The 24,219-nt window shown below is 60.3% G+C and carries 27 protein-coding genes and 2 pseudogenes; 24 read left to right on the top strand and 5 right to left on the bottom strand.

Features of this window, described 5'->3' with window-relative positions; translation table 11 throughout:
- The first annotated feature begins 19 nt into the window (after positions 1-19).
- From pgsA to D8M21_RS06785, 6 genes are all read left to right on the top strand, one after another.
- The gene (gene pgsA, locus D8M21_RS06810; protein ID WP_048679145.1) at positions 20-646 is read left to right on the top strand and encodes a CDP-diacylglycerol--glycerol-3-phosphate 3-phosphatidyltransferase; all 627 of its coding nucleotides are present in this window, start codon (positions 20-22) and stop codon (positions 644-646) included.
- Complete coding sequence (locus D8M21_RS06805; protein ID WP_048679143.1) at positions 646-1,155, top strand: CinA family protein; 510 nt, start codon at positions 646-648, stop codon at positions 1,153-1,155. Before pgsA ends, D8M21_RS06805 begins: the two co-directional genes overlap by 1 nt.
- A gap of 211 nt (positions 1,156-1,366) precedes the next feature.
- A complete protein-coding gene (locus D8M21_RS06800) occupies positions 1,367-1,819 on the top strand; it encodes a helix-turn-helix domain-containing protein (protein WP_048679140.1) in 453 nt (150 codons plus the stop codon).
- 195 nt (positions 1,820-2,014) lie between these two features.
- Positions 2,015-2,236, top strand: a complete 222-nt coding sequence (locus D8M21_RS06795) for a DUF3046 domain-containing protein (RefSeq protein WP_048679938.1) — start codon at positions 2,015-2,017, stop codon at positions 2,234-2,236.
- Positions 2,237-2,430: 194 nt separating this feature from the next.
- The gene (gene recA / locus D8M21_RS06790) at positions 2,431-3,561 is read left to right on the top strand and encodes a recombinase RecA (RefSeq protein ID WP_048679138.1); all 1,131 of its coding nucleotides are present in this window, start codon (positions 2,431-2,433) and stop codon (positions 3,559-3,561) included.
- On the top strand, positions 3,561-4,349 hold the full coding sequence (locus tag D8M21_RS06785; protein ID WP_126855751.1) for a regulatory protein RecX: 789 nt from the start codon (positions 3,561-3,563) through the stop codon (positions 4,347-4,349). Before recA ends, D8M21_RS06785 begins: the two co-directional genes overlap by 1 nt.
- Before the next feature lie 21 nt (positions 4,350-4,370).
- Here D8M21_RS06785 and D8M21_RS06780 read toward each other — a convergent pair whose 3' ends face one another.
- Positions 4,371-4,640: a hypothetical protein gene (locus tag D8M21_RS06780; protein ID WP_126855750.1), complete on the bottom strand. Its 270-nt coding sequence runs from the start codon at positions 4,638-4,640 to the stop codon at positions 4,371-4,373.
- Between the two features lie 801 nt (positions 4,641-5,441).
- Between D8M21_RS06780 and miaB the strand changes: the two genes are divergently transcribed.
- The 3 genes from miaB (at position 5,442) to dapF (ending at position 8,982) form a co-directional block, all read left to right on the top strand.
- The gene (gene miaB / locus D8M21_RS06775; RefSeq protein ID WP_048679132.1) at positions 5,442-6,965 is read left to right on the top strand and encodes a tRNA (N6-isopentenyl adenosine(37)-C2)-methylthiotransferase MiaB; all 1,524 of its coding nucleotides are present in this window, start codon (positions 5,442-5,444) and stop codon (positions 6,963-6,965) included.
- 70 nt (positions 6,966-7,035) lie between these two features.
- Positions 7,036-7,956, top strand: coding sequence for a tRNA (adenosine(37)-N6)-dimethylallyltransferase MiaA (gene miaA, locus D8M21_RS06770; protein ID WP_048679933.1), 921 nt, complete (start codon positions 7,036-7,038; stop codon positions 7,954-7,956).
- A gap of 126 nt (positions 7,957-8,082) precedes the next feature.
- A complete protein-coding gene (gene dapF / locus D8M21_RS06765; protein WP_048679930.1) occupies positions 8,083-8,982 on the top strand; it encodes a diaminopimelate epimerase in 900 nt (299 codons plus the stop codon).
- 30 nt (positions 8,983-9,012) lie between these two features.
- On the opposite strand, the gene D8M21_RS06760 is transcribed toward dapF, so the two are convergent.
- Positions 9,013-9,618, bottom strand: a complete 606-nt coding sequence (locus D8M21_RS06760) for a class I SAM-dependent methyltransferase (protein WP_048679129.1) — start codon at positions 9,616-9,618, stop codon at positions 9,013-9,015.
- Positions 9,619-9,785: 167 nt separating this feature from the next.
- Here D8M21_RS06760 and hflX point away from each other — a divergent pair, with 167 nt between their 5' ends.
- A complete protein-coding gene (gene hflX, locus D8M21_RS06755) occupies positions 9,786-11,348 on the top strand; it encodes a GTPase HflX (RefSeq protein WP_126855777.1) in 1,563 nt (520 codons plus the stop codon).
- Positions 11,272-13,422 (top strand): ATP-dependent DNA helicase, encoded by a 2,151-nt coding sequence (locus tag D8M21_RS06750; protein WP_082156654.1) that lies wholly within the window; start codon positions 11,272-11,274, stop codon positions 13,420-13,422. Before hflX ends, D8M21_RS06750 begins: the two co-directional genes overlap by 77 nt.
- Positions 13,423-13,521: 99 nt before the next feature.
- On the opposite strand, the gene lexA is transcribed toward D8M21_RS06750, so the two are convergent.
- Positions 13,522-14,235 carry a transcriptional repressor LexA gene (gene lexA / locus D8M21_RS06745; protein WP_085528582.1) on the bottom strand — a complete coding sequence of 238 codons (714 nt, stop codon included), beginning with the start codon at positions 14,233-14,235 and terminating at the stop codon, positions 13,522-13,524.
- Positions 14,236-14,511: 276 nt separating this feature from the next.
- Between lexA and D8M21_RS06740 the strand changes: the two genes are divergently transcribed.
- The 3 genes and pseudogenes from D8M21_RS06740 to hisB all read left to right on the top strand — a co-directional run.
- On the top strand, positions 14,512-14,913 hold the full coding sequence (locus tag D8M21_RS06740) for a LysM peptidoglycan-binding domain-containing protein (protein ID WP_048679120.1): 402 nt from the start codon (positions 14,512-14,514) through the stop codon (positions 14,911-14,913).
- A gap of 23 nt (positions 14,914-14,936) precedes the next feature.
- Positions 14,937-16,052, top strand: coding sequence for a histidinol-phosphate transaminase (locus D8M21_RS06735; protein WP_048679118.1), 1,116 nt, complete (start codon positions 14,937-14,939; stop codon positions 16,050-16,052).
- A gap of 57 nt (positions 16,053-16,109) precedes the next feature.
- Positions 16,110-16,661 (top strand): annotated as a pseudogene (gene hisB, locus D8M21_RS06730) (imidazoleglycerol-phosphate dehydratase HisB); the annotation flags it as partial.
- Here hisB and D8M21_RS11625 read toward each other — a convergent pair.
- Positions 16,568-16,894, bottom strand: a complete 327-nt coding sequence (locus tag D8M21_RS11625) for a hypothetical protein (protein WP_446720495.1) — start codon at positions 16,892-16,894, stop codon at positions 16,568-16,570. The pseudogene hisB and the gene D8M21_RS11625 sit on opposite strands and share 94 nt — an antisense overlap.
- Here D8M21_RS11625 and hisH point away from each other — a divergent pair.
- The 4 genes and pseudogenes from hisH to D8M21_RS06715 all read left to right on the top strand — a co-directional run.
- Positions 16,793-17,482, top strand: a pseudogene (hisH, locus tag D8M21_RS06725) (imidazole glycerol phosphate synthase subunit HisH); the annotation flags it as partial. The gene D8M21_RS11625 and the pseudogene hisH sit on opposite strands and share 102 nt — an antisense overlap.
- Complete coding sequence (locus D8M21_RS11360) at positions 17,482-17,649, top strand: hypothetical protein (RefSeq protein ID WP_173834725.1); 168 nt, start codon at positions 17,482-17,484, stop codon at positions 17,647-17,649. The pseudogene hisH and the gene D8M21_RS11360, both read left to right, overlap by 1 nt.
- A 6-nt stretch (positions 17,650-17,655) precedes the next feature.
- Positions 17,656-18,399, top strand: a complete 744-nt coding sequence (priA, locus tag D8M21_RS06720) for a bifunctional 1-(5-phosphoribosyl)-5-((5-phosphoribosylamino)methylideneamino)imidazole-4-carboxamide isomerase/phosphoribosylanthranilate isomerase PriA (protein ID WP_048679112.1) — start codon at positions 17,656-17,658, stop codon at positions 18,397-18,399.
- Positions 18,399-19,256 (top strand): SseB family protein, encoded by an 858-nt coding sequence (locus D8M21_RS06715; RefSeq protein ID WP_048679109.1) that lies wholly within the window; start codon positions 18,399-18,401, stop codon positions 19,254-19,256. Before priA ends, D8M21_RS06715 begins: the two co-directional genes overlap by 1 nt.
- Positions 19,257-19,343: 87 nt before the next feature.
- Here the strand turns inward: D8M21_RS06715 and D8M21_RS06710 are convergent, their stop codons facing one another.
- Positions 19,344-19,796 (bottom strand): DUF1844 domain-containing protein, encoded by a 453-nt coding sequence (locus D8M21_RS06710; RefSeq protein ID WP_048679106.1) that lies wholly within the window; start codon positions 19,794-19,796, stop codon positions 19,344-19,346.
- Positions 19,797-20,139: 343 nt separating this feature from the next.
- On the opposite strand from D8M21_RS06710, the gene infC reads away from it, so the two are divergent.
- From infC to D8M21_RS06680, 6 genes are all read left to right on the top strand, one after another.
- Complete coding sequence (gene infC / locus D8M21_RS06705; RefSeq protein WP_048679103.1) at positions 20,140-20,817, top strand: translation initiation factor IF-3; 678 nt, start codon at positions 20,140-20,142, stop codon at positions 20,815-20,817.
- Positions 20,818-20,955: 138 nt separating this feature from the next.
- A complete protein-coding gene (gene rpmI / locus D8M21_RS06700) occupies positions 20,956-21,150 on the top strand; it encodes a 50S ribosomal protein L35 (RefSeq protein WP_030016127.1) in 195 nt (64 codons plus the stop codon).
- A 90-nt stretch (positions 21,151-21,240) separates the two neighbouring features.
- A complete protein-coding gene (gene rplT / locus D8M21_RS06695; RefSeq protein ID WP_048679098.1) occupies positions 21,241-21,621 on the top strand; it encodes a 50S ribosomal protein L20 in 381 nt (126 codons plus the stop codon).
- 153 nt (positions 21,622-21,774) lie between these two features.
- The gene (locus D8M21_RS06690; protein ID WP_048679095.1) at positions 21,775-22,710 is read left to right on the top strand and encodes a TrmH family RNA methyltransferase; all 936 of its coding nucleotides are present in this window, start codon (positions 21,775-21,777) and stop codon (positions 22,708-22,710) included.
- A 66-nt stretch (positions 22,711-22,776) separates the two neighbouring features.
- The gene (locus D8M21_RS06685; RefSeq protein WP_048679091.1) at positions 22,777-23,733 is read left to right on the top strand and encodes a cation diffusion facilitator family transporter; all 957 of its coding nucleotides are present in this window, start codon (positions 22,777-22,779) and stop codon (positions 23,731-23,733) included.
- Positions 23,734-23,736: 3 nt separating this feature from the next.
- Positions 23,737-24,171 (top strand): (deoxy)nucleoside triphosphate pyrophosphohydrolase, encoded by a 435-nt coding sequence (locus D8M21_RS06680; RefSeq protein ID WP_048679090.1) that lies wholly within the window; start codon positions 23,737-23,739, stop codon positions 24,169-24,171.
- Positions 24,172-24,219: the final 48 nt, after the last annotated feature.

The following is a 24,219-nucleotide window of genomic DNA, read 5'->3' as shown; positions in this document are numbered from 1 at the left end:
TCGATGGAGGAGACGGAAGATGAGTAGCCCAAACCCCGCGGGGGAAGCCGCCAAACCGTCCAACCTCAACCTGCCCAACGTGCTGACCACGATTCGGATCCTGATGGTTCCGTTCTTCGTGTGGTTCCTGCTCGCGGGCGGTCACTTTGGCGAGACCTCAATGCTTTTGCGGTGGGCCGCCGTGGTCGTCTTCGGCGTGGCGATGTACACGGACAAGCTCGACGGTGACATTGCACGTGCCCGCAACTTGATCACGGACTACGGAAAAATCGCCGACCCGATCGCGGACAAACTCCTGACGGGCGCGGCCTTTGTGGTGCTGTCGATCTTGGGCGAGCTCTGGTGGTGGGTCACCATCGTGATCCTCGTTCGGGAATGGGGCATCACGATCATGCGGTTCTTCGTGATTCGATATGGGGTCATGGCCGCTTCCAAGGGCGGAAAGCTTAAGACGGTGCTCCAGACGATTGCACTCATCTTGTTCATCCTGCCGCTCGGTGCGATCGGATGGTGGGCCATGATCCCTGGGTGGGTCGTCATGGCCGCCGTCGTCATCGTCACGGTGATCACGGGCATAGATTATGTCGTCAAGGCCGTGCAACTACGCCGTGAATATCTGACGAATCACTCGGAGAGCAGGGCCTGATGAGCCGGGCCGAGATTCCGAGGGACGAATCATCCTCCTCGTTGGCGGCGCGGATTATTGCCTCGGCGACCGTTTCGGGGCAGAGCATCGCGACGGCCGAGTCTTTGACCGCCGGGTTGGTCGCCTCGGCCCTGTGTGATGTTCCGGGGGCTTCGTCGGCCTTTCTGGGAGGCGTTGTCTCCTATGATAATTCCGTCAAAGCGGGGCTCTTGGGGGTGAGACGGCAACTCTTGGAAGAACAGGGTTCTGTGGATCCTGAGGTCGCGCGTGCCATGGCCGCAGGGGCACGTCGTGCCTGCCGCACGGACTGGGCGGTTTCTACCACAGGCGTGGCAGGACCCGAGCCACATGACGGTAAGCCCGTCGGTCTCGTGTACGTGGGATGCGCCGGCCCTTTCGGCTTCACCACCAAGGAACTTCGGCTCGAAGGCGACCGCCGCGAGATCAGGGAATCCGCCGTCGATGGCGCCCTGAGATTACTGCTGGATGCGATGATTGCGGGCGACTGATCACTGGGTTTACCCATTGTTCAGAGTATTCACAGGATTCTTCCATCGGGGCCGGGAATGAATTCACAGGGAACACCGTTTGACTGTATGTAACGGTTCAGGAAGTAATCGTTGAGAAGCCTAACGTGGCTGAGAAAACTCCACTAGGCTGTAGTAGACCAGTGGCCCACAACACATGATGGGTCACGTTGAGAGGGAGACAGGCATAAAGATGACTAAGCAACCCGTGTCCGTGAACGGCGTCGTCCGTTGGAAGGACGTGGGACAGTCTGAAAAATTCACGCCCGAATCACAGGAGCCCAAAGTGATCGTTCTTCGTCACGAAATCGGTGAAGTTCTCCGCGACATCCGTCAGCGCCAGGGGCGCACCCTACGCGAGGTTTCCCATAGCGCTCGAGTTTCGCTCGGATACCTGAGTGAAGTGGAGCGCGGTCAGAAGGAGGCTTCGTCGGAACTGTTGGCCTCCATCTGCGCTGCGTTGGATATACCCATGTCTCAGATGTTGCGCGAGGTTTCTGACCGACTCGCGACGGCCGAGGGTCTTCACGTTCCCGATACGGTTCCGAATGAATTCTCTGAGGAGTTCCGCCGCGAATATGGCATGAACGCCACCGGATCCAGCGATTTGCCGCACGTCCATCGCGGGCGCCCCGTCGCTCAGTAATCCACGGAAGCTGGCTCATCGGTGCTTTCGGGCGGGGTGAGCCACGCTCCGAGACTTACAACAACAATCCGCGTCTCCTGCACTGCGTATGTGCCGGGAGGCGCGGATTTTCCGTGGCATCCTCAAAGCGACGCCGGGAAGCCCGGTGTCCATGAGAACTCAAGGCCCGGCTCGATCACGAAGGGAATGCAAAGCATGAAGCTATCCGAATTCTGGCGGAGTATGGATGACGAATTCGGGGCGGGGTATGCCCGGGTGGTGGCTTCTCAGACGGTGCTCGACCGGGTGGAAAACCGAACGGCCCAAGAGGCGCTCGACGACGGCGTTCGCCCGCTCGAGGTGTGGCAAGCCGTCTGCGAACAACATGATTTGCCCCGACATCGATGGCTAGGCACGGACGTGGGGGAGCCTAAATAATTGAGACGACGCGCCGAGTCGGTGATATTCGAAACTATGTTCGAAATCCGCTAGGCTGTCCAGAGAACCCGAAGCACGGGTTATCCACAAATGACCCCCAGCGCTTAACTTGTCAGTCCCCGCCGTTAGCGTAGGTACTGAAACGCACGACATCAGGTCTCGCCTCCGGGCGAGCCTCCGGAAATGAGGTAACCATGGCTGCCAAATCGCGAAACACTCAGTCCGTTTCCCGCGCGACAGGATCGGATCGGGAAAAAGCGCTGGACACCGTTCTGGCGCAAATCGATAAGAACTACGGCAAGGGATCCGTGATGCGGCTGGGCGACCGCGAAGCCGTGAAGACGGAAACGGTCTCCACTGGTGCCCTCTCTCTGGACGTCGCTCTCGGCGTTGGAGGACTTCCGCGCGGTCGCGTCGTCGAAATCTACGGGCCGGAATCCTCCGGTAAGACGACCTTGGCCCTCCATGCTGTGGCCAACTGCCAGAAGAATGGCGGAATCGCGGCGTTCATCGACGCTGAGCATGCGCTCGACCCGGTATACGCTGAGAAGCTGGGCGTCGACACGGACAATCTTCTGGTGTCACAGCCCGACACCGGTGAACAGGCTCTGGAAATCATGGACATGTTGGTCGGATCCGGATCCGTCGACATCATCGTGGTGGACTCGGTGGCCGCGCTGACGCCCCGCGCCGAAATTGAGGGCGAAATGGGTGACTCCCATGTGGGTTTGCAGGCGCGACTGATGTCGCAGGCCCTCCGTAAAATTACGGGGCGTTTGTCTCAGACCAACACCACCGCGATCTTCATCAACCAGCTTCGCGAGAAGATCGGCGTGTTCTTCGGTAGCCCTGAGACCACCACCGGTGGTAAGGCGCTCAAATTCTATGCATCCGTACGAATCGATATTCGACGGATCGAGACCTTGAAAGACGGCGCCAACCCCATCGGCTCCCGGACCAAGGCCAAAATCGTCAAGAATAAGATGGCGCCGCCGTTCAAGATTGCGGAATTCGACATCCTGTATGGCGAAGGCATCTCCATTGAAGGCGGAATCATCGACATGGCGGTGGAGCACAATATCGTCAAGAAGTCTGGCGCGTGGTTCACCTACGAAGGCGACCAGCTGGGGCAGGGCAAAGAGAACGCCCGGCGGTTCCTCAAGGACAACCCCGAATTGGCCGAGGAGATCCAACAGAAGACCCTCATCAAGGCGGGGATTGTCGACACTGAACCGGAATCGGCCGAGGACGAGCAGCCTGTGGTGACCGCCGAAGCCGGTGAGCTCAGCGACGATCCGCTGGATGCTCTTCCCGAGAACTTCTAGTGCCTATTACCTCAGGACGCGGTGACGGCCGGAACCGCTACGGTTCCGGCCGTCGCCGTCAGGGAAGTAGTCTCGGAGGTCGACCGTCGTCGGACGGCCGATTCTTAGGTGCTGCGGAACAAGCCTCTGGGGACCACGCGGTCCAAGAGGCTTCGGCGGCTTCACCCGGCTCAGCCCAATCAGGTGAAGACGGGTCTGATCATGCAGGCTCGTCGAGTGAGCCGGCGCGGAAAACGCCACCGACGAGTGAATACGATCGGGCCAAAGAAATAGTTCTTCGTCAGTTGACTGCTTCGGCCCGGAGCCGAAGCCAGCTGGAAGAAAAGTTGCGCAGCAAAGAAATCGGCGAGTCGACCATCTCCGAGATTCTGGACAAATACGAAGACCTCGGTTTGGTTGATGACCAGCAATTTGCCGAGATGTTCGTTCGAAGTCGCGCGATGAGCCGGAAACTCGCCAAACCAGCATTGCGCCGGGAGTTGGCGAATAAGGGTGTCACAGGCGAAGTCGCTGAAGCCGCTCTCGCTCAACGTACAGACGAGGACGAACGCACCGACGCGAGTGAATTGGTGCGAAAGAAGCTCAAGTCCTCTGTCGATCTGACGGATAGGACGGCGCGAGAGAAGGAGCTTCGGAGGCTCGCTTCGATGTTGTCTCGGCGAGGGTACGCGCCGGGTTTGTCCTTCGAGGTCGCCAAGGCTGAGCTTGATCGGGCTGCATCGGGTCAGGATGAATTCAATGCTTTTCCCGAGGGCCTAGAGCACGAAGCCTACGAGGAGCTTCCATAGGTTGAAGCCTTGAGGGAAAGATCAGCGTAGCTCGTGAGAAATTGCGTCAAGACATCGTCGGGCAATCTCTTCGTCACGGCTGGTCACGTGCCAATGACCGGCTAAGTGGTCGGCAGCCTCATCCCATTCCTGGGGTGTGAGAAGGCCGAGAAAGCGGTCTCGATTCAGGGCTGAGGGCAACCGTCCCCGCACCTCCGCGACGAGAAGTGCGGGGTCGCAATAGCCGGTCCCTTCGGTATCTATCTGGAGGACGCCGCGTTCCCTATGCCGAACAAAGTTGCTGGGATTCATGTCCCCGCACCATAGGACCGATCGTTCAGGCTCGATCAATCGGCGGATCTCCGACTCGGGGATTCCACGTCGTCGGAGTAGTCCTAGAGACGGAAGCGCTCCAGAGGTCCCGCGACGCGCCGATTCAGGGTCGGAGGCCGCAATGGAGTTTCGGAATGCCCGGCCCAAAGTCGAGTCAGCGTTACGACACAAAGTGGGCCAGGAATGGAGCCACGATCGAAAAGATAGTGGCCCCTTCGTCACAGGATCTCCGGAACCGACGTCTTCGAAGATGAGCATCCTCGCCACCTCGTCGACGGCCAGCAACCGAGCTACGTGCGGTAAAACCTCTGCACCGTGGCGGGCCCGAAGGAAACCAAATCCACTGGCGTTCGTGGCAGAGTCGCGCCGTCGAAAGTGTTTCGCCACCACGCTGGATTCCCGAGTCCTACATCGAAGGACGATAGCCCGGAAGGATTCGGCGAGCACCTCCACTTCCATAGGGGCGCCGCCCAATATGTGTGAGGCGAGCTCCCATGCGCGACGCATCGGTTCACGTGCTCGAGCCGAAAAGGCAGCGGTCAGACTCGCGGAATCCTCGAATCGCCAAGGCTCCCTATCGGTGGAGAAACGGGTATGCGGGATGTTCGGCACAAGGTCAGCCTACGTGCCTCGACCCAGTTTTCACTCCACGGGGCATGTACGTGCCGATGGTGACGGAGCTCAACTGGGGGCCACGGGCTTTCCGGATTCTTGTACGCTGGACCGGTGACCGTCTTAGCATCCGAATCTCGCAGCCAAACACCGGACGTCCGTCAACCCATGCCGGGTATCGATGGGCGGACCGGCGAACACCGTACCTATGAAGTGAGAACCTTCGGGTGCCAGATGAACGTTCACGACTCGGAGCGTATCTCGGGTCTGCTGGAATCTGCGGGATACATTCCAAATGACGGAGGAACGCCCGATCTCGTCGTCTTTAATACGTGCGCCGTGCGGGAAAATGCCGACAACAAGCTGTACGGCAACCTAGGCCAACTGGCGCCCACCAAGCGTGCCAACGAAGGTATGCAAATCGCCGTCGGCGGGTGTCTGGCACAGAAGGATCAGGACACGATCGTCGAAAAGGCCCCGTGGGTCGACGTCGTCTTTGGTACGCACAACATTGGTTCGCTTCCCACTTTGCTCGAGCGTTCACGGCACAATGAGGAGGCCGCGACCGAACTGCTTGAGTCTCTTGAGGTCTTTCCGTCCACTCTGCCGACCAAGCGAGATTCGGTGTACTCGGGCTGGGTCTCCATTTCCGTCGGGTGTAATAACACCTGCACGTTCTGCATCGTCCCCTCGCTCCGAGGCAAGGAAAAAGACCGGCGCCCCGGCGACATCCTGGCCGAGGTCCAGGCCCTTGTGGACGACGGCGCCATCGAGGTCACTTTGCTGGGTCAGAACGTCAATTCCTACGGCGTGGAATTTGGAGATCGACAGGCATTCTCCAAACTGCTGCGAGCCTGCGGTGAGATCGAAGGCCTCGAACGGGTTCGTTTCACCAGCCCTCACCCTGCGGCGTTTACCGAGGACGTCATCGACGCGATGGCCGAAACCCCGAACGTCATGCCGGTGTTGCACATGCCGCTGCAATCAGGATCCGACGCAGTCCTTAAATCGATGCGCAGGTCGTACCGCTCCAAGAAGTTCTTGCGCATCCTCGACCAGGTGCGGGAAAAGATTCCGCACGCTGCGATTACGACCGACATCATCGTGGGCTTCCCCGGGGAGACCGAAGAAGACTTTCAAGCAACTCTGGACGTCGTCGAAAAATCCCGTTTTACCACCGCCTTCACCTTCCAGTATTCGATCAGGCCGGGAACTCCGGCCGGTGAGATGGAAAACCAGGTGCCGAAGGACGTGGTGCAGGAGCGTTACGAACGACTCACCGCTCTGCAGGACCGCATCAGCGCCGAAGAGAACGCCGCGCAACTCGGTCGTCGAGTCGAGGTGATGGTCTCGGCCGAGTCGGGTCGCAAGAGTGCGGCCACGCACCGCTTGTCCGGCCGAACGCAGGATCAACGTCTCGTGCATTTCTCCGTCCCGGAAGGCGGGGAGACGCCGCGCCCGGGTGACCTCGTCACACTCACCATTACGGAGACGGCTCCGTTCCATCTGATTTCTGACCCGGTGTCGTCGTCCTCCGAGGAATACTCCGTGCGTCGCTCCCGGGCCGGTGACGCGTGGGACCGCTCCCAGGCGGATTCATGCGGCGTGGGTGAGAGCAAGCCCGGCACTACGAATCTCGGGATGCCGACCATTCCGCGACGAGGCTCCCTCTCCCTGCCCAACGGGCTCTGAGGCCGTGGGGCTGATGAGTGATGATCAGGAACAAGAGCGCCCCACGGGGGAGAAGCTCGGCTCGTCACCCATGACGCCCGACGTACCGGTTCTCGCCGTGGTGGGCCCGACCGGCACGGGTAAGTCTGACCTTGCGGTTGCCGTGGCGCATGAGATCGGCGGAGAAGTAGTAAATGCCGATTCGATGCAGTTCTATCGGGGCATGGACATCGGCACCGCGAAACTGCCGCTCCCCGAGCGAGAGGGCATTCCCCATCATCTTCTCGACATCCTTGAGGTACGAGACGAGGCTTCGGTCGCGGACTTTCAAACGATGGCACGCCAGCTCTTCGGCGACATTATTTCTCGGGGCAAGGTGCCCATTGTGGTGGGCGGCTCCGGGCTCTATGTGAGGGCCGCTTTGGACGTCTTGGAATTTCCTGGGACCGATCCGCAGGTTCGGCATCGCCTGGAAGACGAGCTCACCGCGCGGGGACGAGGTCCCCTCATGGATCGTCTGAAAGCCGTCGATCCAGAATCTGCCGCCCGGGTCAAAGATGACCGTCGTCTGGTTCGTGCATTGGAAGTCCACGAGGTCACGGGCCGCCCTTTCTCGTCTTTCATGCCACGGCGCGAGTACGCACGTCCGGCGCTGCAAATCGGTCTGGACGGTGACCGCCACCTACTTCACGAGCGGTTGGCCCGGCGCGTGCACACGATGGTGGATCAAGGGCTGCTGGACGAGGTCAAAAGACTGGACCAGGTAGGGCTGCGTGAGGGAAAGACGGCGTCGAAAGCTCTCGGTTACGGTCAATTTTTGAGGGTGCTCGACGGCGAATCGGATGTATCGGAAGCCGCGGAAGAGACCATCGTCGCGACGCGCCAATTTGCCCGACGCCAGATCACCTGGTTCCGGGCCGATCCACGGATTAACTGGTTGGATTTTACGGACCCTTTCGCCGAGAACGTGAACGCGGCCGTCGAACTGTTCCGCACGGCAACCGAGGGCTAACATAATCGGGTGACTTCTCATCGCCTTGAAACCCCACGCCACGACGTTGCCCAAGACGACGCCGCAACCTCGCGCTCCGCTGATGAAGCCAAGCCTGAGGGCCAATCGGCTTCCCCTTGGGGCGAGTTGGCCGGCGTCGAGCTGACGAAGGCCCACGGCACCGGTAACGATTTCGTGATCGTGACGGACCCGGAAGGGAACTTGGCTCTCGACGCGGAGTTGGTGGCCGCCGTATGCGACAGGCATCAGGGAATCGGTGCGGACGGGTTTATCCGAGCCATACGCAGCGAACATCTGGCTGAGGGCCGTTCCGTCGTGGAATCACACTCGAGCGCCGAGTGGTTCATGGACTACCGAAATAGCGATGGCTCGCTGTCGGAAATGTGTGGAAACGGCGTCCGCGCCTTCGTTCACTATTTGAGCCACGAGGGCCTCGTGAGTCTGGAGGAAGGGCAGTCCCTCACCATCGGTACCCGAGATGGGGCCAAGACGGTGGCCCGTGTGGCCTCGGGATATGCCGTCGACATGGGAGCTTGGGGATTCATCGACGGCGAAGAGGCTCGTTCTTCCGGATCTGACGCCCTCGTGACCGCTCGTGGACTCAAGACGCCGCGACCCGGGCTCTCAATCACCATGGGTAACCCACACACCGTGGTTGCTCTGGCGGGGGAAGAAAAGCTCGAAAAGCTCGGACTGGAAAGTGCCCCGACGGTCAGACCCCACCCCGACGGCGGAACAAACGTTGAGTTCGTGGTTCCCCTCGATTCCGATGAAAGCGAAACCATTGGTCGCATCGCGATGCGCGTCCATGAACGCGGGTCGGGGGAGACACAGTCCTGCGGTACCGGAGCATGCGCTGCCGCGGCCGCCACACGTTTCTGGGCGGGAGAGGATGCACCGGATGAATGGATCATCGATGTGCCCGGGGGTTCTCTGGGGGCGACCTTCGTTCTGGGCCCGGACGACCTCGAACACATTGTGCTCTCCGGCCCGGCGACTCTCGTGGGTCGGGTCGTCCTGATGTGACGATGGGTTGGCTTCTCGTCTCTGACGCGGTCAGCGGTCGCGTTCGACGTGGAGGATCCTGAATCCTTTGGAGGTCGCATACCGTGTTACCGCAAAGGAATCGTCGAGATGTTGGCTCATCCAAGGCATCAATGAGTCGGCTCCAAGATTCTTTTGGACGACGAGGTACGCGTGTCCTCCCGGGGATAGCCGAGGTAACCACGTGAGAAGGATGTCGTGGAGAACATCCTTTCCGACCCGGATGGGTGGGTTGGACCAGATCGTGTCGAATCGCTGGTCCGGAGCGATGTCTTCAGGGAGGCCGACCGAAACATTGGTCAGGCCTAACAACTCGGCGTTTCTCCGCGTCAGGTCGAGGCTTCGCTGGTTGACATCGATACCGAGCACCTTGGCGGTCGGGCGTCGGAGGGCCAGGCTCAGCGTGATGGGGCCCCAACCGCAACCGATATCCAGGAGGGAATTTCCCTGAGGTTCAGGGACTTCTTTGAGAAGGACGGCCGTTCCTTTGTCGAGGCCTTTCGGGCTGAAGACACCTGGAGCGGTCACCAAATCTCTGCCGACGCCGTCGAGCTCGACCTTCAGGGGGATTGTGCGGGTGGTTTCCCCATCGTGGGATGAAAAGTAGTGCTCGGCCATGTTGCCCGATTTTACGGCATGGGGTGGCTTTGCGTTTCCGCAGATCGGATGCGGACGAGCGTTCATCCACAACCGTCCCGCCGAGCCCCAATCGCTCAACGTTCCCGATAGAATTACCGAATACTACCGTGGCGGGCAGAATCCGCTACGTTCTCAAGAAAGGCATTATGCCCCAAGACAACACCTCAGGATCATCCCACCTCAACTCCGGCGATTCCACGCCGAGTGATGCTCGGCTGAGGGCATCGGTGGATCGAGTCCTCGGGCGTATCTCGTCCGACGAGGAACGTGATTCCTCGATCCTCGCGCATAAAGCGCCCGAACTGGCCGAAGAAGGCACACGTCACACCGAGGCCGACGGGGACCAACAAGAACTTGACGAACGTCGGGCCTTGCGACGAGTCCAGGGACTCTCGACCGAGCTCGAAGACGTGACCGAAGTCGAGTACCGCCAGCTTCGCCTTGAACGGGTGGTCCTCGCGGGTATTTGGTCGGAGGGAACCCAACGAGAAGCCGAAGATTCCCTTCGAGAGCTTGCGGCCCTTGCAGAAACTGCTGGTTCCGAGGTGCTGGACGGGCTCGTGCAGCGGCGCCTCAAGCCTGATCCGGGTACCTTCCTCGGTTCCGGGAAGGCCCAAGAGCTCCAAGAGATCGTGAAATCGACGGGAGCCGACACCGTGATCGTCGATTCCGAGTTGGCACCCTCGCAGAGGCGCGGACTGGAGGACATCGTCAAGGTCAAGGTCATCGACCGCACCGCGCTCATCCTGGACATTTTTGCCCAGCATGCGAAGTCTCGCGAGGGCAAGGCTCAGGTGGAGCTTGCGCAGTTCGAATACCTGTTACCCAGGCTCCGCGGTTGGGGCGATTCCATGTCCCGTCAGGCCGGTGGTCGTGCCGCTGGCGGCGAGGGTATCGGTTCCCGCGGTCCCGGTGAAACCAAGATCGAGCTGGACCGACGCCGCATTCGTGGCCGGATGGCCAAGCTTCGCCGTGAAATTGCCGCCATGAAGCCGGCTCGAGAAACGAAACGGTTGAACAGGCGTCGGAATCATGTCCCCTCGGTCGCCATTGCGGGATACACCAACGCCGGCAAATCGTCACTGCTGAATCGGCTGACCGATGCAGGGGTTCTCGTAGAGAACGCCCTGTTCGCAACGTTGGATCCGACCGTCCGCAAGGCCGAGACACCCGACGGAATCGGCTATACGCTCTCGGACACCGTGGGTTTTGTGCGGTCATTGCCGACTCAGCTTGTCGAGGCCTTTCGGTCCACTTTGGAAGAAGTCGCGGACGCCGACGTCTTACTGCACGTCGTGGATGTCTCGCACCCCGAGCCGGAGGGACAGATCCGTGCCGTCCGTGAAGTGTTGGCGGATGTCGACGCCCATGACGTACCGGAGATCATCGTTCTGAATAAGGCCGATGCCGCCGACCCCTTCGTCGTCGAACGTCTCCGTCAGCGTGAACCGCAACACGCCGTGGTCTCTGCGCGAACTGGGGAGGGCATCGAAGAACTCAAGCAACTCATCTCGGAGAGTATCCCGCGGCCGGACGTGCGGATGGAACTTCTCGTGCCCTATACCCATGGCGAAGTAGTTTCACGCCTTCACTCGTGGGACGCCGAGATCCTCGAGACCGAGTTCCACGAGAATGGCACACGGCTCACGGTCCTCGTGCGTGCGGATATGGCCGCGGAGCTTCACGACTTCGTTGTCGCATCCGAGTAGGGGCGTGGACTCGGTGAACCGTGAGAATATCGTCGCGCCACAAGGCAGCGAACCCGAAACCTTGCCCGGTGCCAAGGACACCCTCGAATTGCTCGACGTGGCCGTTGAACGCACGGGCGGGCAACGCCGAGACGGCCAGCGGAACATGGCCGCGCACGTGGCTCAAGCGCTGGAGACGCAGCGTCATCTGCTGGTTCAGGCAGGTACGGGGACGGGTAAATCGCTTGCCTATTTGGTGCCGGCCATTCGTCACTCCATCGAGTCGGAGTCTCCCATCGTTGTTGCGACGGCGACGCTCGCGTTGCAGTCGCAAATCGTCAATCGGGACCTACCTCGCTTACTCGAAACACTGGACGACCAACTGGAACGCCCCGTGGATGTTGCGTTGTTGAAGGGGCGCAATAACTACGTGTGTCTTCACAAATTGGAAGGTGGTTATCCGGACGAAGAAGACCCGAACGCCCTCTTCTCGCTGAACTCCGAGGGCGCGAAGGCTTCGGGGCATCCGGACCAGGCCGGTTCGAGTCTTGCGGAAGAGGTCGTGAGGTTGAGGTCATGGGCGGAATCCTCTGATACCGGTGACCGCGACGAGCTTCTTCCGGGTGTTTCGGACAAGGCCTGGCGGCAGGTTTCCGTGACGGCTTCGGAATGTCTTGGCCGAAAATGTCCGTTGGTCGAGGAATGCTTCTCGGAGCTCGCTCGCCACAAAGCGGGCGAGGCCGATGTCATCATTACCAATCACGCGTTGTTGGCGATCAACGCCTTCGAGGGGATTGGGGTCTTGCCGGAGCACGACACCGTGATCGTCGATGAAGCCCACGAACTCGTGGACCGGGTGACCGGGGCCGTGACGGGGGCAATATCTCCGGTCATGGTGCGTTCGGCTGCTCGCGCGGTCCGGAAAAATACTTCTGCAGCCTTTGAGCCCCTTCAGTCTGCCGCGGAGGCCCTTGACGCCGCGTGCACTGGCAAACCTGCCGAACTCATGCCTCAGGGGCTCACCCCAGATCTCCAACGGGCCATGGAACTCACCCGGGATGCGGCTAGGGCGGCCTTGTCTGACACCAAGCCAGAAGCCAAGGATTCCGACGCCGGACGTCAAATGGCCCGTGCACGGTTGACGGAAATTCTCGAGCTCGCCGAGCGTACTCTCGGGGCGGACGGTGTCTTTGAAGTCGTGTGGCTTAGCCGAGTGGGGGGATGGGAGCCTGGGCGTGGGTACGTCGCAGCGGCGGATACGGACCCGGCGACGATACATGTGGCTCCTTTGTCTGTGGCCTCCCGATTGCGAGAGGGGCTATTCGAGGACAGAACAGTGGTCCTCACCTCCGCGACGCTCTCGATCGGGCAATCTTTCGACGCCGTTGCGGGGTCTTTGGGCCTCAAAGGGGAGAAGGCCCCGTCCTGGGAAGGGCTCGATGTCGGTTCGCCTTTCGACTACCCCAAGCAGGGGATGCTGTATATGGCCGCGGACCTGCCCAAACCTGCACGTGGAGTTTCCGAAGAACAGCTCGAACGGATTCTCCAACTGGTGGAAGCTTCCGGAGGCGGTGCATTAGGGCTGTTTTCCTCCAAACGCGGTGCCGAACAAGCGGCCGAGTACGTGCGTCAAAACTCCGATGTGCACGTGTTGGTTCAGGGGGAATCCTCGCTCCGAGGGCTCGTGAAGGAATTCACCGAAGACGAGGACGCATGTCTCTTTGGAACCATGAGTCTCTGGCAAGGGGTCGATGTACCAGGGTCGTCCTGTCGATTGGTGATGATCGACCGCATCCCCTTCCCGCGTCCCGATGATCCCCTCTCCTCGGCACGGGCGCGCGCGGTGAGCTCGAATGGGGGAAATGGTTTCATGGCGGTTTCGGCGTATCACGCCGCGATTCGTCTGGCCCAAGGCGCCGGACGCCTCATCCGGTCCCAGGGGGATCGCGGCGTCGTCGCCGTCTTGGACTCTCGTCTGGCGACGGCGCGCTACGGAGGATTTCTCCGTGGGGCTCTGCCTCCCTTATGGACCACGGATCGTCTGCCGACGGTGACTGCGGCTTTGCGAAGGCTAGCGGAACACTCGTCGGACTAAGCAGGCCGACGACGCACGGAATCACCTTCTCCGTCGTCCAGAGCACAAGGCCCTCGGCACATCACTGTGCCGAGGGCCTTTGCTGACCGATGCCAAAAGCTAGATCGACCGAAGGACCGAGACAACCTTGCCCATGATGGTCGCATAATCACCGAGGATCGGCTCGTATTGGCGGTTTTGGGGCAGGAGCCAGGTATGCCCGTCTCGCTGACGGAACGTTTTGACGGTGGCTTCTTCATCCAAGAGCGCGGCCACGATATCTCCGTTATTGGCCGTGTTCTGCTGTCGGACGACCACCCAGTCGCCGTCGCAGATGGCTGCCTCAACCATGGAATCGCCCCGGACCTTCAGCATGAAGAGCTGGCCCTGGCCGACCAGTTGCCGCGGCAAAGGGATCACGTCTTCGACGTGCTGCTCCGCGGTGATCGGCACACCAGCCGCGATGCTGCCCACAAGCGGCACACGTGCAGTGTCTTCATTCTCAGATGCGGGGAAGAGCTCGACGACGTCCGCTTCCGCCTGGTCACTCGACGAACCCGCACCAAATGTCGGGATGCCGTCCTGGGGGAGCGGCATATCGCAGAGAACTTCGATGGCGCGGGGACGCTTGGGGTCTCGACGGATGAGACCCAGAGTTTCAAGTCGAGTCAGTTGGTGGGTCACGCTCGAAAGACTCGACAGTCCCACGAGGTCGCCAATTTCCCGCATGGACGGTGGATAGCCGTGGGTTGCGATCGAGGAAGAGATGGCCTCGAGGATCTTCCGCTGGCGCGGTGTGAGCGGTTTGGCCTGTTGAGGAAGCTGGGGGGCCACCGGGTCGTCCTTCCCTGGGTTCTTAAGTTGTCAGTCCCCCTGTGTGTACTGGGAGTACGACCGGCGCTGACGACGAATGACGGATAAATGATCCGGTATTCGAAGATCGTCGGCCGAACCGACATGTCACCCCTCAGGCTAGGCCAGTCGAGGTGGCAAATCAAACATGTGTTCTATTTTTGTCGACAGTGTTCGAATTATTTGGTAGAACAGATGTACGAACTAGAACACATATTCGAATCTGGATCACTCGCGATCTACAGGAGGAAGCATTCGATGCGTACCGCACTCGCCGCCCCGCGTTCCGCGGAATTGACGAACCACTCCACTGTCTCGGAAGTCGCTCGCCGTTCGAACAGTGGTCACCTGACCCTCACTCGCAGGGGAAGGTTCCTCTTCATTGGTCTTCCGACCATCGCGCTGACGTTGTGTGTGGCCGCCGTTGTCATGCTTTTCCTGGCCTCGGCGGCTGCCACGGCCAGCGGGTCCTCGGAAGGTCGTGGTACCGAAACTGTCGTCGTGGGGAGCGGGGAAACGCTGTGGGAGATTGCGTCAGAGGTTGACCCGGGTGGCGACACCCGAAAGATCATCAGTCAGATCGATGATTTGAATGATCTGACCAGTGGAAATCTCAACCCGGGACAGCGTCTCATCGTGCCGGTGATTTCGAACCGCTAGACACAGGTCCTTAAGATGGGATCGTGAGTACATCATTGGACGCCATGAATAGTCTGCCGCTTCGAGAAGATCTCAGGGGCAGATCGCCCTATGGGGCGCCCATGATCGAGGTTCCGTACGCCTTGAACGTCAACGAAAACACTCATCCGATGCCGGATGAAGTCGTTGACGCCATTGTTGATGGAGTGCGTCTCGCGGCTCAAGGGCTAAATCGGTACCCGGATAGAGACTTTGTTGCGCTTCGTGAAGAGCTTGCCGCATACCTGGGGCATGGCCTCGCCGTCGAAAATCTGTGGGCCGCCAATGGGTCAAACGAGATTCTGCAACAGATTCTTCAGGTCTTCGGAGGCCCGGGTCGAAGCGTCTTGAGTTTTACGCCGACCTACTCGATGTACCCGCTGTTGGCCTCCGGCACGAGCACGGAATTTATTGCCGGTCATCGAGCCGAAGATTTTTCCTTATCTGCTGACTCGGCGGCTCGCCAGGTTGCTGAGCATCGACCGAATGTGACGATCCTCTGCTCGCCCAATAACCCCACGGGCACGGGGCTTGACCAGGACGTCATCACAGCGGTGTACGACGCCGCATCGGAATTCAACGGGATTGTCGTCGTCGACGAGGCCTACGCTGAATTTGCGCGTGACCCTGAGCAAACTGCGCTAACCCTATTGCCTGGAAGGCAACGCCTGATTGTGTCGCGCACGATGAGCAAAGCATTCGCTTTGGCAGGTGCTCGCCTTGGGTATTTCGCCGCGGATCCGAGCGTCGTGGACGCCATCATGCTGGTTCGCCTCCCGTATCACCTTTCCGGAGTGACTCAAGCGACGGCGTTGGCGGCCTTACGCCATTGCGATCAGCTTCTCTCTAACGTTGAAGACATCAAGCATCAGCGGGACAGGATCGTCGAGACGTTGACGACTTTGGGCCTGAAGCCAGCATCGTCCGATTCAAACTTCGTCTTTTTCGGCGGAGTCACAGACAGCCATGCACTGTGGGAAGATTTACTCTCGGATGGCGTACTCATTCGCGACGTCGGTATCCCCGGATACTTGCGGGTCACCGCGGGAACGGAAGAAGAAACGACGGCATTCCTGAACAGCCTCGAACGCCATCTTCACGGCCAAGTATCGCCCGCTTAATCGTCGTAGGCCTGGTCTTGGATTCATAAGATCGGCAATCACCAGCAGGAGAAACCCATGAATACCTCTGCATCGTCGAGGACGGCCTCGCTGACTCGTGAGACGAGTGAATCGTCCGTTTCGGTACGGATCGATCTGGACGGCACCGGTCAGTCCACGATCGATACATCCGTTCCTTTCTATGGCCACATGCTGACGGCGTTGTCGAAGCACTCATTGATCGACCTGGACGTCAAGTGCACGGGGGATACCCACATCGATGTTCACCACACGGTGGAGGATACGGCGATCGTTTTTGGAGAGGCCCTTCGCGAAGCTCTAGGGGATAAACGAGGCATTCGTCGATTTGGGGCGGCTTCGGTCCCCTTGGATGAATCTCTGGCTCGTGCCGTGGTGGATATCTCGGGGCGACCCTTTCTCGTGCACGAGGGTGAGCCTGAAGGGTTCGCTTTTCACCTCATCGGTGGGCACTTTACGGGGTCGATGGTTCGTCACGTCTTCGAAGCCATCGCCTATCACGCAGGTATCTGCGTCCATGTTGATCTCGTGCGTGGACGCGATCCCCACCACATTGCTGAAGCCCAGTTCAAGGCCTTCGCCCGTGCCCTTCGCCAAGCCGTCGAACCGGACCCGAGGGTGGACGGTATTCCTTCGACGAAGGGCGCGCTCTGATGGTTGCGGACACATCTGCCCAGACTCCACAGTCGGATACAGACTCCCGTCCGACCGTCACCGTCCTCGACTATGGCGCGGGGAACGTCAGGTCTGCCGTGCGGGCTTTGGAAGCCGCCGGAGCCGACGTCATCTTGTCGAAGGCCGAGAAGGATGTGCTCGGGGCCGATGGTCTGGTGGTTCCTGGCGTTGGCGCGTTTTCGGCAGTGATGGAGGCGCTCCATGCCGTAGGAGCACCACGAATGATCGGACGCCGCATCGCAGGAGGCCGACCCGTATTGGGTATTTGCGTCGGCCTTCAAGTCTTCTTTGATCGCGGTGTGGAACACGGCATCAACACCGAGGGGCTAGGGGAATGGCCGGGCGTCGTCGAGAAACTTCAGGCCGAGGTCGTCCCTCACATGGGGTGGAATAGTGTTAGCCCGCCCGAAGGATCTCGACTTTTCGAGGGCATAGGTGACGAACGATTTTACTTCGTCCACTCCTATGGTGTTCAGGATTGGTCCTTTGATCAGACCATCGCAGAGATGAGGCCTCCGCAGGTGACGTGGGCTCATCATGGTGGTCCCTTTATTGCCGCCGTCGAGAATGGGCCGCTCGCTGCGACGCAGTTCCATCCGGAAAAATCGTCGTCGGCCGGATTACGACTGTTGCGCAATTGGTTGAGCACCCTTCCTCGGACGGGCCGGCTGGCGTCAGCGGGAAAACCCGTCGATCTCACGACCGAACGTTACGACCGGAAGGACGAAACTTCCTGATGAGTCCCCTCGTCTCTGGGCTATTGCTCATGACCTTCGGTGCTTTCCTCGCCGGGGGTGCCATTTCTTTCCGCAAACAGAAGATCAGTGTGATCGCGCAAGCGGTCCTCTGGATCTTGGCCGTGGCGAGCTTTGCCTACGGTTTCTACGTCACGACCCTGGAGTAACCAACCATGACTGAGAATCAACGATTGCAACTGCTGCCGGCCGTCGACGTCGCCGATGGACAGGCCGTCCGGCTGGTGCAAGGTGAGGCTGGTTCCGAGACGGGATATGGAGATCCCGTCGAAGCCGCGCTGGCGTGGCAAGAAGCGGGGGCTGAGTGGGTGCACCTCGTGGACCTCGACGCCGCATTTGGACGAGGCAATAACTTCGACGTTCTCCAGAAAGTTTCCGAACGGCTGGACATCCGTATTGAAATGTCTGGCGGCATTAGAGACGACGAGTCTCTGGACCGTGCTCTCAAGCTCCGTCCGGCTCGCATCAACCTGGGTACCGCTGCACTCGAAAACCCTGAATGGACGCGTCGAGTCATCGCTGAACATGGCGACATGATCGCGGTAGGCCTGGATGTGCGCGGCACGACGTTGGCCGCTCGTGGGTGGACCGAAGAAGGCGGCGATCTGTGGGAGGTGCTGGACCGTCTCAACGACGACGGTTGCTCCCGCTTCGTCGTAACCGATGTGACGAAGGACGGAACCCTCCAGGGGCCCAACACCCAGCTCCTCGGTGACGTCGCGCGTCGCACTGACAAGCCGGTGGTTGCATCCGGCGGCATTTCGAGCCTCGACGACCTCAAGGCATTGCGAGAGATGGTGCCTCAGGGCGTCGAGGGAACCATCGTCGGCAAAGCCCTCTACGCCGGAAAATTCTCGCTTTCGGAGGCCCTCGGAGTGGCCGGACGTCCGGAGGCCTGATGATTTCTCCACGGGAGCTACCCGAACACATCAAGGCCCAGTTGGCGAGTGCAGGCAGAGAAACGGACACCGGTGGCCAAGCCTGGGAAGGGCGCAACCTCGGCGAGGGAACGTCACACACGCACGCCTTCCCCGACGACGACGGGATCACCCCGGCGTCGTTGGCGGAAGCCTTGACGCGGTTCGAGAAGGGCGACATCCCTGAGGAGTTGGTCGTGGATGCCCTGGCGGATGTTCGGCTCTTCGCTCCGGTCGTGGCTGAAATCTCTCGATCCGAAATCACGGAGGAGGGGCTGGTCGCGGACAAAGAAGCCGACATGGCCCTCGTGAGCATCGAAGCGCCCGACGGCCGCAAGGCGATGCCTGTTTTCAGTAGCGTGGACGGCCTCACCTCGTGGCACAGTGACGCCAGACCCGTCGCTGCAACATCACGGAAAATCGCACTATCTGCTGTGGAAGACGAAAACCAGCTCCTGGTGCTCAATCCGGGAGGCGACATCACCTTTGTGGTGCGGAGGCCCGCCATGTGGGCGATCGCCAAAGGTCAACGGTGGAATCCATCGTATTCCGACCCTGAAGTTCTCACTGCGCTCAAGGAATGCGCCAGGCCGGAGAAGAGCATTGCGTCCGTAGCCATGTTTCCTGGACGAGGAGTGGGGTCGCGGGATCGTGCCGGCAGGATGCTACCCGGGGGCGGCCCCGGGCCGGAGCTGAGTATCGAATTGTCCCTCGAGCCAGGCCTCGATCAGGAGCAGCTCGACCATGTCGTCGAGTCTTTTCAGTACAGGTTCTCGCGAGATGCCTTGTTGGCTGAACGAGTGGATTCGGCAGACATCCGTCTCACTCAGGCACGTTAGGCGACCGAACATCGGATGACGTCGCCGCTTCGGCACGAAGGCCCCAACGGAAATTTCCGCTGGGGCCTTCGCTTGTATGAATGTCCGTCAGTAAACGGGGCCGGTGAATTTTTCTCCCGGTCCCTGACCGGGCGCATCCGGCGCAATGGAAGCCTCACGGAAGGCCAACTGCAAGGACCGCAAGCCATCACGAAGCGGCCCGGCATGCTGCGACCCAATTTCAGGGGCGGCGGCCGTCACTAATCCCGCGAGGGCCGTGATGAGTTTGCGCGCCTCGTCCAGGTCCTTGACCTCGGCGGCATCTTCCTCGGCCGCGAGGCCACACTTGACGGCTGCGGCGCTCATCATGTGAACCGCAGCGGTGGTGATGACTTCGACTGCCGCAACATCGGCAATATCACGCATCTGCTGGTTAATCGCGGCCACTTCCTCCGGCGAAGGCTCGGAGGCGGGGGAGTCTGCCGTGGAATCGGCGAAACGGAACGTGGACTCGCCTCCCTCTTCTGGGGTGGAGTCCTGAGATGAAGGGTTGGTGCTCATGGTTCTAGCTTCCCATATTGGACGGCCCTGAGAAGTCGTCACGCAATGTTTGAGGTGAATCACCCTGTATACCTGGTCATTCATGGTGTATAGTCTTGAAGAGTTTCAAGCGGAGATGCGTCTCCCACCCGCGCCCATCGATGCGATGGCCGGGTCATCCCGATTCACAGGGTTCCTCGTGCCATGCACGGGGAGTTTTGTTGTGATCATCAGGGATGCGCCTCCGTTTGAATGTGACGGAGGCATTTTTTGTGTCCGTGACACGCAGAAAGAACACATTGGGGAAACCCACTGACCACAGGAGTGCCACATTAGCGATCCACGCATCAATGACCGTATCCGCGTGCCGGAAGTCCGCCTGGTAGGCCCAAGCGGTGAACAGGTTGGGATTGTCCGCGTTGAAGACGCCCTGCGTCTGGCGCGCGAATCGGATCTTGATCTGGTCGAGGTGGCGCCGTCCGCCAAGCCGCCGGTATGCAAGCTCATGGACTTCGGTAAGTACAAGTACGAAGCCGCTGTCAAGGCTCGCGAATCTCGCCGGAACCAGACGAATACGGTGCTCAAGGAAATCCGTTTCCGTTTGAAGATCGATTCCCATGACTACGAAACCAAGGTGGGACACGCAAAGCGTTTTCTCTCCGCTGGCGACAAGGTCAAGGCGATGATCCAGTTCCGCGGTCGTGAGCAGCAGCGTCCTGAAATGGGTGTTCGCTTGCTGGAGCGCATGGCCGAAGACCTCGCCGAGGTGGGGACCGTCGAGTCCAATCCTCGTCAGGATGGCCGCAACATGGTCATGGTGATCGGTCCGTTGCGCAATAAGGCGGAAGCACGTGCTCAGGCACGTCGCGAGCAGAAGCAGCAAGGTGGAGGTCGCAAGACGCGTGAACGTGTCGATACCACCACCGCCGAGCCCGTGTCGAACAGCATGGCCGATGCCATGCCGGCCGAGCTTAAAGAACAGGCGAAGGCGCAAGAATCCGCACCGTCGGCTGCGCCGAAGCCGGGTCCCTCAGCCAAGTAAGGGCCGACCGTCGGGAAACTGACGGGGCGGGGCATGCTCCCTGCACGGTCCACAGCGGCGGCCTGGACGGTCGTTGCAAGCCCACCGGGGGTGCCTCAAGGGGCATCCTCGGGACAGAACGTAAGGAGAACGGCAGATATGCCGAAGCAGAAGACTCACTCGGGTGCCAAGAAGCGCTTCAAGCTGACCGGATCGGGCAAGGTCAAGCGTCAGCAGGCTAACCGTCGCCACTACCTGGAGCACAAGTCCTCCCGCCTGACCCGTCGCCTCGCAAGTGACCAGATTGTCACGGGCGGCCAGGCCAAGGTCATCAAGAAGATGCTGACCAAGTAGTCCACTGGGCTTCCGCGGCATCAAGCCGCAGCACGGAATTTTATGTACGGGCCCAGAAAATTGGCCCGGTGAACAGTTAGGAGTACACACGTGGCACGTGTGAAGCGGGCGGTAAATGCCCACAAGAAGCGTCGTACAACTCTGGACCGCGCGTCCGGCTACCGCGGACAGCGCTCGCGCCTGTACCGGAAGGCCAAGGAGCAGGTCACTCACTCGCTCGTTTACAGCTACGACCACCGTCGTAAGAAGAAGGGCGATTTCCGTCGCCTCTGGATCCAGCGCATCAACGCGGCTGCTCGCGCCGAGGGCCTGACCTACAACCGTTTCATCCAGGGCCTCAAGGCTGCTGAGGTTGAGGTTGACCGCCGCATGCTGGCCGAGTTGGCCGTCAACGAGCCGACCGCCTTCAAGGCTCTGGTCGACATCGCAAAGAAGAACTTGCCCGAGGACACCTCGGCTCAGGTTGCCTAAGGACCACATGGTCTTGTGACTCAGCCGTAACGGCTTTGTTCATGACGACGCCGCCGCACCCGCCCTCATCAGGGACGGATGCGGCGGCGTTGTTGCGTTAATTGTCGTTGCTCATGGCCTGAAGATGGGCCGCCCGGCGTCGGGTAGCCTGACATGGTGGATATTATCGATTCGCTTTCTCGTGAACGCACCCTCATCAACCCGACCGCCGACAGGGTCAAAGACGTTGCGTCCCTAGCTCGGCCGCGGACCCGAAGTAAGAAGGGGCTGTTCATGGTCGAAGGGCCGCAAGGTGTCCGTGAAGCATTAGCAGCGCACCGGGTTATGCCGCTCCTGGACGCCTTATACGTCACCGAACGGGTACTAGAACGGCACGATGATCTCGCTGAAGCCATTGCCGAAGCCGTGGGCAGTGCGGCCCCGTCGGCCAATGGGTCGTCACGCAAGCTGTTCATTCGCTTGGTGACCGAAGAAGTCCTAGAGGCCATGTCCGATGCCCAAACACCGCAGGGCGTGCTGGCCATCGCACACCAGGACCCCAGCCTCCGTGCCGACCCCTGGTCAGACGGCGCAACCCCTGGCTTTTTGGCTGCTCTGGTTCGGGTGCAGGACCCCGGCAACGCGGGAACGCTGATCCGTGCCGCAGACGCGGCAGGCGCAGACGGCGTCGTCACCACCCAAGGGAGCGTGGATGTCCTCAACCCTAAGGCCGTGCGCTCGACCGCCGGCTCTCTCTTTCACCTTCCCGTCACCCTCGGCATGGAAATTCATGAACTGGTGGGACGAGCTCGTGCCACCGGAATGCAGATTCTCGCAGCGGACGGTTACGGCGACCACGACGTAGACGATCTCTCCGATCAGGCTGCGGCGGATAGAGCCTCCGGAGCTCCCGTCCGGGACGATGCCCTCGACCTGAGGAGGCCTACCTTGTGGCTCTTCGGCAATGAGGCGCAAGGTCTCACACGGCAGGAGAAGCTCATTGCCGATGCTCGAGTTGCGGTGCCGGTCTACGGCAGCGCAGAGTCGCTCAACGTTTCTACGGCGGCAACGGTTTGCCTCTACGCGTCGGCGCGGGCGCGACGTCCATAACTGGAGCCGCGGGCATCACCTGCTCACGTACCTGACCTCATCGAAGCTCACCACCGAAGGAACCACATGGCCGATAGCGGCGGAAATAAAGCGATCATGGCGGCGCTGGGTGCCAACCTCGGCATTGCCGTCCTCAAGTTTGGTGCCTTCTTACTCACCAAGTCGTCGTCCATGTTGGCGGAATCGATCCATTCGGTTGCCGACACAGGTAACCAGCTCCTTCTGCTGGTCGGGGGAAAGGCCTCGCGTAAGAAGGCGGATGACGAACACCAATTCGGGCATGGGCAAAATCGGTATATTTACGCCTTCCTGGTCTCGATCGTGATGTTCAGTTTGGGCGGCTTGTTCTCCCTCTACGAGGCGTGGGAAAAGTGGCATGATCCGCACGGAATCGACTCATGGGCGTGGGTGCCGATCGTCGTCCTCGTGGGGTCGATCCTGCTGGAGGGGCGCTCATTCCTCGTCGCCAACAAACAAGCGCAAGAGAAGCGTGGACGGCGCTCGTGGTTGGGCTACCTGCGAGAAGCTAAGTCGCCCGAGTTGCCGGTGGTCATGTTGGAAGATTCCGCGGCTGTGGCGGGGCTATTTTTCGCCCTCATCGGCGTGGTCGTGACCGTCATCACCGGAGACGGCCGCTGGGACGCGGCCGGTTCGGCTGCCATCGGTGTTCTCTTGGTTGTGGTCGCGATTTTCTTGGCCGTCGAAATTAAATCTCTCTTGGTGGGGGAGTCTGCCTCGCCCGAAACCGATCGGCGCATCCGTGAGGCTATTAAGTCTGAGGCGGGGATCGGCCTGATCCACTTGAAGACTATGCACCTAGGGCCGGAAGAATTGCTCGTCGCGGCAAAGATTTCTGTCGAAGGTGATGTCAGCGCTATTCAACTCGTGGAGGCCATCAACGCCACGGAAGCTCGCATCCGTCAGGCCGTGAGCCAAGCTCAGATGGTCTACATCGAACCGGATATTTACCGCGAGGATTACACGTCGAGTAAGCCCACCCCGGAATCGGAGGAGGAGCTCTAGGGCATGGCGGAGAAAAACTACCCGATCCAGGTGGTGGGCGCCGCATTGGTCGACGACGTCGCGACCCCAACGCGATTGCTGATCGCCCGTCGGTCAGCCCCAGAAGCCTTGAGGGGCTTATGGGAGTTCCCCGGAGGCAAAGTTGAGCCGGGAGAAGACGACGTCGATGGACTTTTGCGCGAACTACGGGAAGAACTCGGCGTCGAGGCGACGTTGACGGACGAAGTGCCTGGCCCTCACGTTCAAGGGTGGCCATTGAATGAGCGGTTGGCGATGCGGGTCTTCGTGGGAACCGTCGTGTCTGGTGTTCCCAGGCCCCTCGAAGATCACAGCGAGCTCGTCTGGCATCGACTGGACGACATCGAAGGGCTTCTCGGCCTGGATTGGATTCCGGCGGATTACCCGATCGTTGAGGCGCTCATCCACAGGTTGGCTTGAGGGCCTGCCGCATCCACTAGACTGGATGTGCTCGAGGTCAGCATGTCC

It is taken from the genome of Kocuria sp. HSID16901 (assembly GCF_003989425.1).
Taxonomy (GTDB): domain Bacteria; phylum Actinomycetota; class Actinomycetes; order Actinomycetales; family Micrococcaceae; genus Rothia; species Rothia massiliensis.
Note: the sequence above shows the minus strand (reverse complement) of the source record. Positions and strands in the feature narration are given on the sequence as shown.

Bases quoted from the DNA above. Each gene is read 5' to 3' on its own strand.
- pgsA (WP_048679145.1), top strand. From the start codon at position 20: ATGAGTAGCCCAAACCCCGCGGGGGAAGCCGCCAAACCGTCCAACCTC.
- D8M21_RS06805 (WP_048679143.1), top strand. From the start codon at position 646: ATGAGCCGGGCCGAGATTCCGAGGGACGAATCATCCTCCTCGTTGGCG.
- D8M21_RS06800 (WP_048679140.1), top strand. From the start codon at position 1,367: ATGACTAAGCAACCCGTGTCCGTGAACGGCGTCGTCCGTTGGAAGGAC.
- D8M21_RS06795 (WP_048679938.1), top strand. From the start codon at position 2,015: ATGAAGCTATCCGAATTCTGGCGGAGTATGGATGACGAATTCGGGGCG.
- recA (WP_048679138.1), top strand. From the start codon at position 2,431: ATGGCTGCCAAATCGCGAAACACTCAGTCCGTTTCCCGCGCGACAGGA.
- D8M21_RS06780 (WP_126855750.1), bottom strand. From the start codon at position 4,640: ATGAATCCCAGCAACTTTGTTCGGCATAGGGAACGCGGCGTCCTCCAG.
- miaB (WP_048679132.1), top strand. From the start codon at position 5,442: ATGCCGGGTATCGATGGGCGGACCGGCGAACACCGTACCTATGAAGTG.
- miaA (WP_048679933.1), top strand. From the start codon at position 7,036: ATGACGCCCGACGTACCGGTTCTCGCCGTGGTGGGCCCGACCGGCACG.
- D8M21_RS06760 (WP_048679129.1), bottom strand. From the start codon at position 9,618: ATGGCCGAGCACTACTTTTCATCCCACGATGGGGAAACCACCCGCACA.
- hflX (WP_126855777.1), top strand. From the start codon at position 9,786: ATGCCCCAAGACAACACCTCAGGATCATCCCACCTCAACTCCGGCGAT.
- D8M21_RS06750 (WP_082156654.1), top strand. From the start codon at position 11,272: ATGGCACACGGCTCACGGTCCTCGTGCGTGCGGATATGGCCGCGGAGC.
- D8M21_RS06740 (WP_048679120.1), top strand. From the start codon at position 14,512: ATGCGTACCGCACTCGCCGCCCCGCGTTCCGCGGAATTGACGAACCAC.
- D8M21_RS11360 (WP_173834725.1), top strand. From the start codon at position 17,482: ATGAGTCCCCTCGTCTCTGGGCTATTGCTCATGACCTTCGGTGCTTTC.
- priA (WP_048679112.1), top strand. From the start codon at position 17,656: ATGACTGAGAATCAACGATTGCAACTGCTGCCGGCCGTCGACGTCGCC.
- D8M21_RS06715 (WP_048679109.1), top strand. From the start codon at position 18,399: ATGATTTCTCCACGGGAGCTACCCGAACACATCAAGGCCCAGTTGGCG.
- D8M21_RS06710 (WP_048679106.1), bottom strand. From the start codon at position 19,796: ATGAGCACCAACCCTTCATCTCAGGACTCCACCCCAGAAGAGGGAGGC.
- rpmI (WP_030016127.1), top strand. From the start codon at position 20,956: ATGCCGAAGCAGAAGACTCACTCGGGTGCCAAGAAGCGCTTCAAGCTG.
- D8M21_RS06690 (WP_048679095.1), top strand. From the start codon at position 21,775: ATGGTGGATATTATCGATTCGCTTTCTCGTGAACGCACCCTCATCAAC.
- D8M21_RS06685 (WP_048679091.1), top strand. From the start codon at position 22,777: ATGGCCGATAGCGGCGGAAATAAAGCGATCATGGCGGCGCTGGGTGCC.
- D8M21_RS06680 (WP_048679090.1), top strand. From the start codon at position 23,737: ATGGCGGAGAAAAACTACCCGATCCAGGTGGTGGGCGCCGCATTGGTC.